This window comes from Dongia sp. (assembly GCF_041909655.1).
Taxonomy (GTDB): Bacteria; Pseudomonadota; Alphaproteobacteria; order Dongiales; family Dongiaceae; genus Dongia.
The window spans coordinates 52,724-66,606 of the sequence record NZ_JAYRDA010000002.1 but is presented as its reverse complement, the minus strand read 5'-3'; the positions used below and the strand labels follow the sequence as shown (position 1 = coordinate 66,606).

12 protein-coding genes and 1 riboswitch are annotated in these 13,883 nt (G+C 62.5%); of the genes, 7 read left to right on the top strand and 5 right to left on the bottom strand.

Translation table 11 applies throughout. From position 1 onward, the window contains the following. Window positions 1-57: 57 nt before the first annotated feature. The gene (locus ACE3PR_RS03505) at window positions 58-1,050 is read right to left on the bottom strand and encodes a GGDEF domain-containing protein (protein WP_374368239.1); all 993 of its coding nucleotides are present in this window, start codon (window positions 1,048-1,050) and stop codon (window positions 58-60) included. Window positions 1,051-1,122: 72 nt separating this feature from the next. On the opposite strand from ACE3PR_RS03505, the gene ACE3PR_RS03500 reads away from it, so the two are divergent. From ACE3PR_RS03500 to thiQ, 4 genes are all read left to right on the top strand, one after another. Beyond that, the gene (locus ACE3PR_RS03500) at window positions 1,123-2,010 is read left to right on the top strand and encodes a phosphotransferase (RefSeq protein WP_374368237.1); all 888 of its coding nucleotides are present in this window, start codon (window positions 1,123-1,125) and stop codon (window positions 2,008-2,010) included. Between the two features lie 27 nt (window positions 2,011-2,037). After that, a riboswitch (TPP riboswitch) is annotated at window positions 2,038-2,153 on the top strand. A gap of 64 nt (window positions 2,154-2,217) precedes the next feature. Continuing rightward, on the top strand, window positions 2,218-3,231 hold the full coding sequence (gene thiB / locus ACE3PR_RS03495) for a thiamine ABC transporter substrate binding subunit (protein WP_374368235.1): 1,014 nt from the start codon (window positions 2,218-2,220) through the stop codon (window positions 3,229-3,231). After that, complete coding sequence (locus tag ACE3PR_RS03490; protein WP_374368233.1) at window positions 3,207-4,811, top strand: thiamine/thiamine pyrophosphate ABC transporter permease ThiP; 1,605 nt, start codon at window positions 3,207-3,209, stop codon at window positions 4,809-4,811. Before thiB ends, ACE3PR_RS03490 begins: the two co-directional genes overlap by 25 nt. Then, the gene (gene thiQ, locus ACE3PR_RS03485) at window positions 4,798-5,499 is read left to right on the top strand and encodes a thiamine ABC transporter ATP-binding protein (RefSeq protein WP_374368231.1); all 702 of its coding nucleotides are present in this window, start codon (window positions 4,798-4,800) and stop codon (window positions 5,497-5,499) included. Before ACE3PR_RS03490 ends, thiQ begins: the two co-directional genes overlap by 14 nt. Before the next feature lie 2 nt (window positions 5,500-5,501). Here the strand turns inward: thiQ and ACE3PR_RS03480 are convergent, their stop codons facing one another. Continuing rightward, complete coding sequence (locus ACE3PR_RS03480) at window positions 5,502-6,809, bottom strand: aspartate aminotransferase family protein (protein WP_374368229.1); 1,308 nt, start codon at window positions 6,807-6,809, stop codon at window positions 5,502-5,504. 146 nt (window positions 6,810-6,955) lie between these two features. Between ACE3PR_RS03480 and ACE3PR_RS03475 the strand changes: the two genes are divergently transcribed. Further along, complete coding sequence (locus ACE3PR_RS03475) at window positions 6,956-8,812, top strand: prolyl oligopeptidase family serine peptidase (RefSeq protein WP_374368227.1); 1,857 nt, start codon at window positions 6,956-6,958, stop codon at window positions 8,810-8,812. Between the two features lie 4 nt (window positions 8,813-8,816). Here the strand turns inward: ACE3PR_RS03475 and ACE3PR_RS03470 are convergent, their stop codons facing one another. Continuing rightward, complete coding sequence (locus ACE3PR_RS03470) at window positions 8,817-9,296, bottom strand: MaoC family dehydratase (RefSeq protein ID WP_374368225.1); 480 nt, start codon at window positions 9,294-9,296, stop codon at window positions 8,817-8,819. A gap of 95 nt (window positions 9,297-9,391) precedes the next feature. On the opposite strand from ACE3PR_RS03470, the gene ACE3PR_RS03465 reads away from it, so the two are divergent. Continuing rightward, window positions 9,392-10,573, top strand: coding sequence for an acetyl-CoA C-acyltransferase (locus tag ACE3PR_RS03465; RefSeq protein WP_374368223.1), 1,182 nt, complete (start codon window positions 9,392-9,394; stop codon window positions 10,571-10,573). Here the strand turns inward: ACE3PR_RS03465 and ACE3PR_RS03460 are convergent. Further along, complete coding sequence (locus tag ACE3PR_RS03460; RefSeq protein WP_374368221.1) at window positions 10,570-11,244, bottom strand: Fe2+-dependent dioxygenase; 675 nt, start codon at window positions 11,242-11,244, stop codon at window positions 10,570-10,572. The genes ACE3PR_RS03465 and ACE3PR_RS03460 overlap by 4 nt on opposite strands. A gap of 39 nt (window positions 11,245-11,283) precedes the next feature. Beyond that, window positions 11,284-12,525 (bottom strand): aminotransferase class V-fold PLP-dependent enzyme, encoded by a 1,242-nt coding sequence (locus ACE3PR_RS03455; RefSeq protein WP_374368219.1) that lies wholly within the window; start codon window positions 12,523-12,525, stop codon window positions 11,284-11,286. Window positions 12,526-12,768: 243 nt separating this feature from the next. Between ACE3PR_RS03455 and ACE3PR_RS03450 the strand changes: the two genes are divergently transcribed. After that, window positions 12,769-13,881 carry a PotD/PotF family extracellular solute-binding protein gene (locus ACE3PR_RS03450; protein WP_374368216.1) on the top strand — a complete coding sequence of 371 codons (1,113 nt, stop codon included), beginning with the start codon at window positions 12,769-12,771 and terminating at the stop codon, window positions 13,879-13,881. Window positions 13,882-13,883: the final 2 nt, after the last annotated feature.

Genomic DNA, 13,883 nt, shown 5'->3' with positions numbered 1-13,883 from the left:
GCCAGGGAAAGATGCAAAGCCCATGCCGGGCCAAGCTGTCGACCGTTCAGCCGCCCGTCAGGCAAAGGCGAAGCGGTTGCGGCCGCGTTCGCGCGCCTGCATGACGGCATCGGTCGCCCGCCCCAGCATGCCCTCGGCACTCTCGGCGCTGGTGGGGAACAGGGCAACGCCGATGGCCGCATCGAGGGCGATCGGACCGGCGCCGGATTCCAGCGGCCGTTCCACTTCCTCGATGATCTTCTCGGCCACGATCTGGACATCTTCGATGCGCGGCATCGATTCCGCCAGGATCACCAATTGCTGGGTCTCCAGGCGCGCAATGGTGTCGCTACTGCGCAGGATCGGTTGTATGCGCGCCACCAGATCACGCAAGGCGAGGTCGCGATACGGCCCTTCCGCGCATTCTCCATCGGGCAGATTATCGAGATCCACCAGCAGCAAGGCGAAGAAATCCTTGTTGCGCTGGGCCCGCCGCACGGCCAGCAACAGAATTTCCCAGAACAGGATCTGACTGGGAATTCCGATCACCGGTTCATGCAGGCGCGTTTTCGTCAGCCGTTGATCGATCGCCCGTTGCATCAAGGCATAACGCAACACATGCACCAGCAAGGCTGGGCTAAGATCCGTCTCGACGATCACATCGATGGCGCCGGCATTCAGAGCGGCGGCGGCGATCGGGGCGGAATCATCGTCGACCAGGACAATGACAGCGCCCTGGCGCTTCAGCACCGGGACCACCGAAAGCAGATTGCGGCCAGGCGCAGTATGGCCGCGCAAATCGTAGAGCACGACACCATTGCGCAATTGGAAAGTGAGCGCGGCGAGGGCCGCTTCGGGATTGAGCGCCGGCACGATTTCGACAGAGTTGCGCGGTCGCAGTGCCGTCAGGCCGCGCAGGCGGTCGGCCAATGCCGGATCGCCGCTGAGGACCACCAGCGACATTGCCGCTGCTGGCGTGACCGGGTCGCTTTGCTTTGCCGCCATATTGCCGGAACTCGCTACCAGATTGAAAATCGTTGCCACGGTGACAGAGCGGTGCGGCCCTGACAAGGGTCGTTCTGCCCACAGCCTTTGCCAAAGCCGGCCTTGCCAAAGCTTGCGCTGATCGGCTAAGCGGCCAGCATGCGCCTTGATCCCGAGATAGAAGACCTCTTCCCGACCGTGCCGTTGCTGGCCGTGATTCCGCGCGAGCAATGGCACGTATCGTCGCTGGGCGGCCTCACCAATCGCAGCTACCGCTTGCAAGGCGGCGGCTGCGATCTCGTCCTTCGTTGGCCGGGCGAGAGTGCCTCGCGTTATCTCGACCGCGCGGCGGAAAGCGGTAATGCCGACGCCGTGGCGAAGCTTGGGCTGGCTCCTGCTGTCCTCGCTGCCGATACACGGCGTGGCTGGTATATTGCCGAATTTGAGACCGGCGCCCGGGCGCTCTCCGGTGATGATTTTCGTAACCTCGCTACTTTTGCCGAGGTGGTCGCGCTCCTCGGCACCCTGCATTGTTCCGACATCCGCTTTCCCTTCCAGCAGGGCCTGTTCCAGGCGATCGACCTTTATCTTGATCTGGCGCCGACGCCTCTGATGATCGATCTTCGCCGCCAGCTTGATCCAGCGCAGACAGCGCTGCGGCGGAATCCGGGGCCCCGCGTGCCTTGCCATATCGACCCAAATCCGGCCAATTTCCTGCGTCGCTGCGATGGCTCGCTTTGTCTCATCGACTGGGAATTCGCAGCAATGGAGGAGCCGCTCTGGGACCTCGCTGCGATCGCGCTTGAGGCGGCACTCGACGAAGCAGCGGAACGGGCCGTCATCGAACCCCGGATCGGGGCCCGGCAATGGCCGCGCTTCGAGCTCTACAAAACGGCCCTGCTCCTGGTGGCGGCCAGTTGGTGCGAAATGGAACGCGCCGCCGGCAATGCCGCCGCCGATCTAGTTCATCTCCGCGATGACCGGATAAGGCGCTTGCAGGCCCGCCTGGTTGATCCACGCTATGGGATCTGGCTCGCCGAAGCTTGACATTCGGGCGCCGCTTCACGAAAGTGGCCGCACTCAACGGGGTGCCCCAGAGATCACAGGGGCTGAGAGAGGCGGAATTGCGCTTCAACCCGCGGAACCTGATCCGGGTCATGCCGGCGGAGGGATATGAGTGCGCGATTGAAACCATCCCGGTCCAGATCCGACGCTCCTCCCTCCGCCGGTACCCCAAGCGGAGGAAACGATTTCATGCGTATCACGCACTTCATGACACCGTTCTGCGGCGTCCTCATCGGCCTCGCCGTGCCCGCCGCGCTGGCGCAGGACAAGCCTGTCCTGACCGTCTACACCTATAATTCCTTTACCAGCGAATGGGGTCCCGGCCCGACGCTGGAGACGGCGTTCGAGGCGCAATGCGCCTGCGATTTGCAATGGGTGGCCCTGGAAGACGGTGCCTCGCTCCTCGCGCGGCTGAAGCTTGAGGGCAAGAATACCAAGGCGGATGTTGTTCTCGGCCTCGACACCAATCTCACTGCGGAAACCAAGGCGACCGGGCTTATAGCGCCGCACGGCGTCGATCTTGCCGGCCTTGCCTTGCCAATCGATTGGCGGGACGAAAATTTCGTGCCCTATGATTGGGGTTATTTTTCCTTCGTCTATGACAGCGAGAAGCTGCCCAATCCCCCAGCCTCCTTCGAAGCACTCGCCGACGGCAAGGACGAGCCGAAGATCCTCATCCAGGATCCGCGCACCAGTACGCCGGGCCTCGGCCTCGTCATGTGGCTGCGCGAGATCTATGGCGACAAGGCGCCGGAGATCTGGGCCGGCATCAAGCCGAAGATCCTCACCGTTACCAAGGGCTGGAGCGAATCCTACGGGCTCTTCACCGAAGGCGAGGCGCCGATCGTGCTCTCCTACACCACCTCGCCCGCCTATCACCAGATCGTCGAGAGCTCCGACCGCTACAAGGCCATGATCTTCCCGGAAGGTCATTACATGCAGATCGAAGTGGCGGCGCGGATCAGCGAATCCAGGCAACCAGATTTGGCACGATCCTTCCTCGCCTTCCTGGTCTCGCCGGAAGCGCAAAAGGTCCTGCCGACCACCAATTACATGTATCCGGTGAGGGACATCGGCGCCGATCTGCCGCAAGCCTTCATCGACCTGCCGAAGCCGGAAAAATCGCTGCTGCTCTCAGCCGAGGATGCCGCCCAGAACCGCGATGCCTGGATCAGGGAATGGCTCGGTATCGTCAGCCAGTAAATCTGCCCCCGATCGTCGCTATCGGTCTGGGGCTGGCGGCGGCGCTGATTGGCGCCGCCGCGCTTATTTTCGTCCTGCTGCTTGCAACCGGCGGCGAGGGTGGCGCGCCACCCTGGGACTATATCGGCCGGGTGCTTGGCTTCACTTTCTACCAGGCACTGCTCTCGACCTTGCTGGCATTGCTGGCCGCCGTGCCGATGACGCGCGCCTTGGCAAGACAGAGCGATTTTCCGGGACGCCTGCTGCTGGTGCGGCTGTGCGCCTTGCCCATGGTGATACCAACCATCGTCGGTATTTTCGGTGTGGTCGCGGTCTATGGCGGCAATGGCTATCTCGCCGCCGCAGCGCATGCGGTCGGTCTGGATTGGCGGCCACAGCTCTATGGCCTGGCCGGTATCCTCATCGCCCATGTCTTCTTCAACCTGCCGCTTGCCATCCGTCTGCTGCTGCCTTCCTACGGCGCGATTCCCGCCGAGACGTGGCGCCTCTCAGCCCAACTCGGCATGACGAACCGCGACATCTTTCGCATCATTGAAATGCCGCTGCTGCGCCAGCAATTGCCGGCCATCGGGTTGGTCATTTTTATGCTCTGCTTTGCGACCTTTGCGATCGCCCTCACTCTCGGTGGTGGCCCCCGGGCGACGACGCTGGAAGTTGCGATCTATCAGGCGCTGCGCTTCGATTTCGATCTGCGTCTCGGCGCTGTGCTGGCCCTGCTGCAGGCGATATGCTGCGCCGGCGGTGCCTGGGCGGTCTGGCGGTTGGGCCGCGACATGGCGCTGGGGCACAGCGCGCAGATCGCCATCCGGCGCTATGACGGCCATGGTTCGCGCGCCCGTGCGCTCGATTTCACCATTCTATGCGTGGGTGCGCTGTTCGTGGCCTTGCCGCTCGTCGCTCTTGTGCAAAGGGGCGTCGCGGGATTGCCCGCTGCCGCCGCGCCATCGAGCCTGCTGCGCGCCGCCGCGATCAGTCTGGGTCTTGGCCTGGGTGGCGGACTGGCTGCGACTTTTCTCGGATATGCCATGGCCCAGGCACGGCAGCATGCGCTCACGCATGCCTATCGCCGCCGGGCGATGCTCTTGGGTCTGATCGGCCGGCTTGGCCTCTTCGTCTCGCCAATGGTGATCGGTACCGGCATGTTCCTTGCCGCGAGTGGGCGGGTCGACCTCTATGATTTTGCGGCTCCGGGCGTCATCACCCTCAGCGCCATCATGGCCTTGCCCTTTGTGCTGAGTGTGCTGGAACCGGCTTTGGCGCAGGCGGTGGAGCGGCACGACAAGCTTTGCACGGCACTCGGCATCAAAGGCTGGCACCGCTTCCTGGAAATCGACTGGCCAACCTTGCGGCGGCCGATTGCCACGGCATTGGCGCTCTCCAGTGTCATCGCCATGGGCGATCTCGGCGCGATCGCACTCTTTGGGCATCAGGACATGGTCAACCTTACTTTGCTGCTCTACGGTCAGCTCGGCGCCTATCGCCTCGATGGCGCTGCCAGCACGGCGCTGGTCCTCCTCGTCCTGGCGCTCGGCTTCTATTGGGTCATCGAACGCGTGGTGGGTGGTCGTGAGCTACATTGAAATATCCGGCCTCGCCTTCACCTATGAAGATCTGGTCATGCGTTTCGACCTTGAGGTCGAGCAAGGCGCCGTGATGGCGATCATCGGGCCCAGCGGCGCGGGCAAGAGCACCTTGCTGGCGCTGATCGGTGGCTTCGAGGAACCACTCGCCGGCCGGATCGTGATCGATGGGCAGGATATCACCGCCCTGCCGCCGGCGGAACGCCCCGTCACGACCCTCTTTCAGGATCACAACCTCTTCGCGCATCTCAGCGTGGCGCAGAATGTCGGGCTGGGATTGCATCCGGGATTGCGCCTTACGCCGGATGATCGCGCCGCTGTCGCCTGGGCGCTCGGCGAGGTAGGGCTTACCGGTTTCGAAGATCGCTTGCCAGGTCAGCTCTCCGGCGGCGAGCGTCAGCGCGTCGCCATTGCCCGCTGCATTCTGAGAAAGCGACCGGTCCTGATGCTGGATGAGGCTTTCGCCGCTCTGGGCCCTGCCTTGCGGCGCGAGATGCTGAGCCTCGTTCTTGATCTCAAATCGCGCGAGAATCTGACGGTGCTGATGGTGACGCACGATCCTGCCGATGCCGCCTTTGCCGCTGACCGAACGGCGTTTATCGCGGCCGGCAAGGTGGTGCGTAGCGGTCCCACCGCGGAGATCCTCGCCGCGACCGATCCGGATATCCGCGCCTATCTCGGCACCTGAGATCAGCCGAGCAAGGCGCGGCGCGAGAGGATGAATTCCTCGGTCTGGCTCAGAAACCGGTCTATATGCGCCTCGGTGAGCGCGAGACTAAGTGCCATATAGCCACGCCGTGCGAAAAAGAGGCCGGCGGCGATGAAATCGAGATGCATCAGCTTGTGAAGCTTGCCATGCAAAGCCTCTTCCTCCTGGGTGTGATGCACCGGCCTATCCGGCACATCGCGGCTGAAATGAAGGCCGATGAACGAACCGATACCTGTCGCCGCCAGCGCCACGTTGTGCTTGCGCGCAAGGGTATTGATGCCATCACGCAGGCGGTCGCCCTTGGCATTGAGGAGGACGGCGGCTTCCGGCGTGTAGACGTCGCGCAAACCAGTAAGGCCCGCCGCCATGCTCAGAACGTTGTTGTTGAAGGTACCGGCATGGGGCCAATAGCCCGGCTTCTCGGGATCGTAATGGGCCATGATGTCGCTGCGCCCGCCGAAGGCGCCGAAGGAAGCGCCGCCGCCAAGATATTTGCCGAGCGTCGTCATGTCGGGCGTCACCCCCGTCGCCGCCTGCAAGCCGCCCGATGAGAGGCGCGACGACATGACCTCGTCGAAGATCAGGATGATGCCGAGCTCGCTCGCTGCCTGACGCAAGGCGCCGAGGAAATCCCGCCGCGCCGGCAGGCAGCCGCCGCTCCCCAGCATCGGTTCGATGAGGATCGCGGCAAGGTCTTGCCCATGCATCTTGATAAGCTTGAGCGTGCCGTCAATGTCGTTATAGGGCGCCGTCACCCAATCGAGCGGCAGGTTGATGGGGATGCCGCCATGGCCGAAATAGAGCACGCCGCCGTGATAGCCGCCATCGAACACCATGATCTTGGTGCGCCCGGTGACGGCACGTGCGGTCATCAGCGCAAAGACATTGGCCTCGGTGCCGGAATTGCAGAAGCGCAATTGCTGCAGCGACGGAAAGCGGCTGGTCAGCAGGCTCGCCAGTTCCGCCTCGTATTTGTTGGGGCCGCCCAGAACGGTGCCGTCATCGATCGCCTTCTTCAGTGCCGCCTGGATCTTCGGATTGGAATGGCCGTAGAGCCCCGCCGAATATTCGCCGAGATAATCGACATATTCATGCCCGTCGAGATCGGTGAGGACGGCGCCTTCACCCTTGGTCCAGGTGAGGGGGAAGGGCGAGTAATGGAGTACGGTCCGCGTATTGCCGCCCGGCATCGCCTGGCGGGCGCCGGCATGGCGTTCGGCGCTGGCCACATTGGCGGCAGAATAGCGCGCTTCGGCTTCGGTAAGGGCGGAATCCAGCGAAACGTTCATCGAAATCCCCAGGGCATGCAGGCTGATTGGCGGGCATCGGTGGCCTTATTAACCCATTTTTCTGGCTCCGGCGAGGGGCGGGTTGATGCTCCGCGCCTGAAATATGCTAGAACGCCGGGGCCAAACGATCGCCTGGGAATGCAGCCTTGCCCGATATCGCGCCACTCGCTTCCGAACTCGCCGCCTTCGATCCGTTTCTCGATCGGTTGCTGAGCCTGCCCACACTCTATTCTGCCAGCCTCTCGCCGGATGGAACGCAACTCGCCCTTATCTGGGGCAAGCTCGGTCCCACCGCGCAGCTCTGGTTGCAGCCAGCCGATGGCAGCCAGCCGCCGCGTTGTCTCATCGATGATGGTCGCGATTGCGATTACGTCATCTGGGCACGCGACAGCCAATCCATGATCGTGGGCCAGTCCCGGGACGGTGACGAGCGTATCTCGCTGCTTCAGGTCTTCCTCGATGACCGCACCCCTCGCCGCCTGACGCCCGAGGCCCCGGAATATTACATCCACGGCGGCCAGTTGCTGGCCGACAACCGCCATCTTGTCTATGCCGCCAATCTTGATCCCGAGAGCGGCGAGGAAATCGAACCCTCCGTCATCTATCTCCACGATATCGAGACGGATACGCGTCAGGTCCTGGCAAGGCCCGAAAAGCCGGCCTTCTGCTGGCCGCTGGTCTCGCCTGATGACAAGCTGGTGCTCTACGAGCGCAAGGACCGCCACCCCGCGGGCTATCAGCTCTGGCTTGCCGCGATCGACGGTTCGTTCGACCGTGAGATCGTCAATCTCGGCGACGACATCAAGGTGGATGGTGCCTGGTCACCGGATGGCGCGCATATCGTGCTGGCGGCGGACGCAAAGGAAGGCCGCCGCATCGGCCTCTGGCATCGGGCGGATGAGACGGTTGATTGGCTAATACATGATCCCAGCCGCAATCCGGAAGATGCGCATTGGCTGCGGCGTTCGCCATACATCGTGGTGGAGGAAGTGCGTGATGCGCGCACGATCAATCGTCTTCTTGATCCCACATCGCGTCGCGAGATTCCCTTTATCCCCGGCCCGGGCTCCTATGCCCCTCTGGGTGTCGATGCGAGCGGCGCCTGGCTCGCCTGGCATGACAGCGCGCAGGTGCCCTCGCGTATCCTGCGGCTTGGCGCTGAGCCGCCTTTCACGATACTGGGTCAGGTCGCACGTCACCCTCGGGATCCGGGGGTGCAACCGGCGGAACTGGTGCCTGCCGAGGATTACCGCTGGAAATCCGTCGACGGGCTCGAGATTCAAGGGTGGCTTTATCGCGCCAAAGGCTCCGCACGCGGTACCATCCTGCTGGTGCATGGCGGCCCCACGCATCACGACGAAGACGCCTTCGACCCCGAAATCCAGTATTACGTCGCCTGCGGCTTCAATGTGATGACGCCGAATTACCGTGGCTCGACCGGCTTCAGCCTCGCCTTCGAGGAATCGATCAAGGTTCAGGGCTGGGGTGGACTGGAGCAGGAGGACATCCGGACGGGCGCCGAGGCCTTGATCCGCGACGGCGTCGCGCGATCCGGCAAGGTCGGTATCACCGGCACTTCCTATGGCGGCTATTCCTCCTGGTGGGCGATCACGCATTTCCCTGTGGCGACCATTGCCGCCGCGGCGCCAATCTGCGGCATGACCGATCTGGTGGTCGATTACGAGACAACAAGACCGGATTTGCGTCCCTATTCCGAGGAGATGATGGGCGGTTCGCCGGTGCAGGCACCCGAACGCTACCACGAACGGTCGCCGATCCATTTCGTCGGCAATATCAAAGGCAGATTGCTGATCGTCCAGGGCGATAACGACCCCAACGTGACGCCGCAGAATGTGACCGATGTGATGGCGAGGCTGACGGCGGCAAAGGTCGATTTCGAGTTGCTGACTTTTGCTGATGAAGGTCATGGTATTGGCCGGCCGGAGAACCAGCGTGTGCTCTACCGCCGCCTCGCCGCGTTCTTCGCCGCCGCCTTTGCCTGACCGATCAAGCGGACCGGCGCGGCACGACCAGCTTCGAGGTCATGATCTGAACCGGCTCGCCACGCTGGTTGCGCGTCTCGCTGCGCAAGGTCACCATGCCGCGATCGTTACGCGAGCGCGAGGGCGTAATGGTCAGGACCTCGCTTACGACGTGCAGAACGTCGCCGGGGCGCGTTGGGCGTGGCCAGGAGATCTCTGCGCCGGCGCCGATCAAGCCACCGGCAATCTTGAGACCACTTTGTGTCAGCAAGCGCATGGTGATGGCCGCCGTGTGCCAGCCGCTTGCCGCGAGACCGCCGAACAAGGACTCGGCAGCGGCGGTTTCATCCAGGTGAAAAGGCTGCGGGTCGAATTGCCGGGCAAAGTCCTTGATCTGCTGTGTATCCAGCGCATGCTGCTCGCTGACGAAGGTCTGGCCCATCTGCAGATCGTCGAGATAGATCAATTCGGCACCTTGAAGGGCTGGGATTGCAAATATCGGCATCTGGATTATATATGATATGCGTCATTTATAATCCAGCCGGCTGCGTAAAATTATAGGACATATAAAATTATAGGACATAGGAGATACCAATGCCCATGCGTTCCGTCGTTATCGTGGCTCCTCGGCGCACGGCGATCGGTACTTTCGGCGGTACGCTGAAAGATGTCCCGGCACCGGAACTGGCCGCGGCCGCCATTCGTGCCTCGCTTCAGGCGGCAGGGCTGCCACCGGAAAAGGTCGAGAACGTGGTTTTCGGCAATGTGATCCAGGCCGGCGTCAAGATGAACCCCGCACGTCAGGCGGCGATCAAGGGTGGGTTGCCGGTCGAGGTTCCTGCCATGACCGTCAACCGCGTCTGCGGTTCTGGCGCCCAGGCGATCGTGACGGCAGCACAGGACATCCTGTTGGGCCATAGCCAGATCGCGGTGGCCGGCGGCATGGAGAACATGGACGCGGCTCCCTATCTGTTGCCGCGCGGGCGCTGGGGCAACCGTCTGGGTGACGGGCAGATATTTGATGCGATCGGTCGTGACGGGCTGAATGATGCTTTTTCGGACAAGCCTTCCGGCTGGCATGCCGAGGATCTCGCCACCAAATTCCAGATCGGCCGTGCCGAGCAGGATGATTGGGCGGCACGCTCGCAGCAGCGATTTTCAGCGGCGCAGGCGGCCGGTAAGTTCAAGGCCGAGATCGTTCCCATCGAGGTGCCGGGCCGCAAGGGACCGACATCGTTCGACACGGACGAGCATAACCGCCCGGATACCACGGCCGAATCCCTGGCACGGTTGAAGCCCGCATTTCGTCCCGATGGCACTATCACGGCGGGCAATGCGCCGGGCATCAATGCCGGCGCTTCCGCGATGATCCTGGCGGAAGAAAGTGTTGCGGCTTCGCTCGGCCTGAAGCCGCTGGCGCGTCTCGTTTCCTATGGCATTGGCGCGGTCGAGCCGGATTGGTTCGGTCTCGGTCCGGTGCCGGCAATGCATCAGGCGCTTCAGCGCGCGGGCTGGAAGGCAGGCGATGTCGAGCGGGTCGAGATCAATGAGGCCTTTGCCGTTGTTGCCCTCGTCGTCGCCCGCGAGCTCGGCTTATCCCATGACGTGGTGAATGTCGAAGGCGGCGCCATCGCCCACGGCCATCCGATCGGCGCCAGCGGCGCAGTCCTGACGACGCGCCTGCTTCACGGCATGCAGCGGGACGGCGTAAGGCGCGGCATGGTGACACTTTGCATCGGCGGCGGGCAGGGTATTGCTCTGGCGCTCGAAAGCCTGGCTTAGGTCTCGCTCCACATCCGGGTGAGATTGGTATGGATGTGGAACGCGAGATTGGTTTCCTCGCCATTGGGGTCGAGGGCGTGCAGCTTGTTCCGCACCCGCACCATGTCCGCGAGCATCTGCCGCTGCCGCTCGTCGCGCACATACGACTGCACCCAGGTGACGGCGACCAGGCGCTCACCCTTGGTGACCTCGGCCACTTCATGCAAGGTGCTGGAAGGATAAACCACGGCATAGCGTGCCGGGAGTTTCACTTCCTGCGGGCCGTAGGGCGAGTGAATGACCAACTCGCCGCCCTCGTAATCGGTGACGTCGTTGATGAAGACGGTAACCGAGACATCTGATCTCTCGCGCTGGAAAGTCTGACCCATCAAGGCGTCATCGACATGCAGGCCATAGGCCATGCCCGGCCGGTAGCGGCTGATCAGCGGCGGCCGGATCTTGTGCGGCAAAGCGCCGGTGCGGAATTCCTTGGAGCGGGCGAGGGCGCCCAAGACCATTTTCTGCATGACCTGGCGGCCCTGCGCTTCCTTGGAAACCTGCTCGTTGTTCTTGACCAGTTTGGCACGGAAGCCGGCGGTTTCCTTGCCGTCGACAAACGGCAATTCACCGGCCAGGCGCTTCAGTTCCTGCTGTTCTTCCAGCGTCAGGACATCCGGAATAATCACAATCATGATTCTGCTTTCATCCTAAATGAGCATCGACCATGCGGTTCAACGCAGCATCTGACGTACTCGCGCCAGACTGTCAACCAGACGGTCGATATCGCCGATGGTGTTGTGGACGGCAAAGGACAGGCGCGCCGTGCCGGCGAGACCGAAATGCTCCATCAGGGGCTGTGCGCAATGATGGCCCGCGCGGAGACAGATTTTTTCTTCACCCAGGAGCGAACCGATATCGTGGGGATGCAGTCCCTCCACGGTGAAGGAAAGAATGCCGGCGCGATGTTTGGGGGCTCCCAGGATCCGCAGCCCGGCGATTTCCGGCAGCCGCGCCTCGGCATGGGCCAGCAGGGCCGCATCATGCGCCGCGATCCGCTCCATGCCGATCTCTTCGATGAAATCCAGCGCCGTGGCGAGGCCGACGGCACCGCCGATCGACGGTGTCCCCGCTTCGAAACGGCGCGGACCGTCGGCGAATTCCGTGCGCTCGATGGTGACGGTCCGGATCATGCCGCCGCCGCCGAGGAATGGCGGCAGGTCAGCAAGGATGCTTTTGCGTACGTAGAGCGCGCCGATACCGTCCGGGCCGTAGAGCTTGTGGCCCGTTATGGCCAGGAAATCGCAATCGAGATCATGAACATCGAGCGCCATATGGGGTGCTGCCTGGGCGGCATCCACCATGACGACGGCACCCGCGCGGTGGGCGAGGGCGATCATGAATTTGAGCGGCGTCACCGTGCCGATCGTGTTGGCCGTTGCCGTGATGCAGACCAGTTTCGGCCCCCGCCGCAACAATGTCTCGTAGGCGGCAAGGTCGATATCGCCATGAGGATCGACGGGGATCGCGGCGAGGCGCAGGTGTTTGCGGTCGCGCAGAATCTGCCACGGCACGATATTGGCGTGGTGTTCCAGCAGCGAGACGAGAATGAGTTCGCCCGGCTTCAGGAAAGCATCGCCATAAGCATGGGCGACCAGATTGATGGCTTCCGTCGCATTATGGGTAAAGATGATCTCGTCCGACGCTGCACCTAGGAACCGGGCGACGCGGTCCCGCGCGGCCTCGTAGGCGTCGCTCGCCGTTTCGCTGAGCCCATAGAGCCCGCGGTGAATATTGGCGTATTCGCTGCCATAAAAACGGTTGAGGCGCGCAAGGACCGGTGCCGGTTTTTGAGCACTGGCGGCGGAATCGAGATAGATGAGATCCGGCTGGTCGCGCAGCAAGGGAAACACCGCCCGCGCTACCAGGGGCTGGGCGGCATCGATCGGCTCGGCGCGGATGGCGTTGGTGGTCATAATTCTGCTTCTTACCAAGATGAGGTGACTGGCGTCACGCCCTTGTGATGCATCTCGCGAGCCCGGCATTGCCAAGTCAAGGCATAGAACCTGAGTAAAGGGCTGGTGCTTGCTGCCCCTTGACGCAGGAGGGCTCTGGTGGAAAGATCATTTGTATACAAATGAACTGGCTTGAATGCCTAAAAGAACCGTGTTTTGCTCGGCGTGACGGCACCGAAACGTGTGCCTTTGGAGGAGGACGGAATGACTGGGAAGACGATTAAGGGCGGCTTCGCGAAGGTGTCGCGGCGCCGTTTCGTGGCCGGCGCTTCGACGCTGGGTCTCGCGGCCGGATTGGGGGCTGGTCCCTTCATCCGCCGCGCATCTGCCAATACCGAAGTGAAGGTCTTGAACTGGCAGGGTTATGGCACGGATGAGCCCTGGGCATTGGAGGCTTTCAAGGCCGCCACCGGCCTGGATGTCGTGCACGAATACTACAATTCCGAAGCGGAGATGATCACCAAGCTGCAGACCAATCCCGGCGCCTATGACGTTATCGTCACCAATTCCGCCTGGAACGGCCGCGCCTCGGAACTCGGCGTGATCCAGCCGATCGACAGCGCGCAGATCAAGAATTTCGGCGATCTCAACCCGTCCTTCCGCGATTCTCCGGTGCTTTCGTCCGACGGCAAGCTCTACGGCGTCTCCTGGGTTTGGGGCATGACCGCGATCGCCTATTCGACCGACGTCTTCAAGGAAGCGCCGACCTCGGTCGAAATCCTCTGGGATCCGAGCCTCGCCAAGCGCGTCTGCGTGCGTGACGACGCGATCGAGGCGGTAAGCTTTGCCGCCATCGCGACCGGTCAGGACATGAACCACCCGACCGATCTCGCCAAAGTGAAGGAAAAGCTTCTCGCCCTGAAGCCGAACCTTGCCACCATGTGGTCGTCGGAAGACGACTGGAACAAGCAGTTCCAGGCCAAGGCGTTCGATGTTTCGATCTATTGGAGCGGTTCGGCCTTCCGTAGCCGCAACACCTTCAAGTTGCCTGTCGGCTATTTCGTCCCGACCGAGGGCGCCATCGGGTGGTTCGACGGCCTTGCCATCGGTACCGACGCGCCGAACGTCGAGGGTGCCCACAAGTTCATCGACTACATGGTCAGCCAGGAATTCTACTCGAAATGGGCGGAAGTCGGCCCGCCTGCCTCGGCCAATAACAAGGCGATGCAGGCTTTGCCGGATAGCGATCCGTCGAAGGCGTTCTATCTCGACCAGCAGAACGTCGATCGCCTGCAATTCATGGCGCCGCTGTCGGATGAGGAGCGCCAGTCCTTCTCCGACCTCTGGACCGAAGTGAAGACCGAGTTCGCGAAATAACA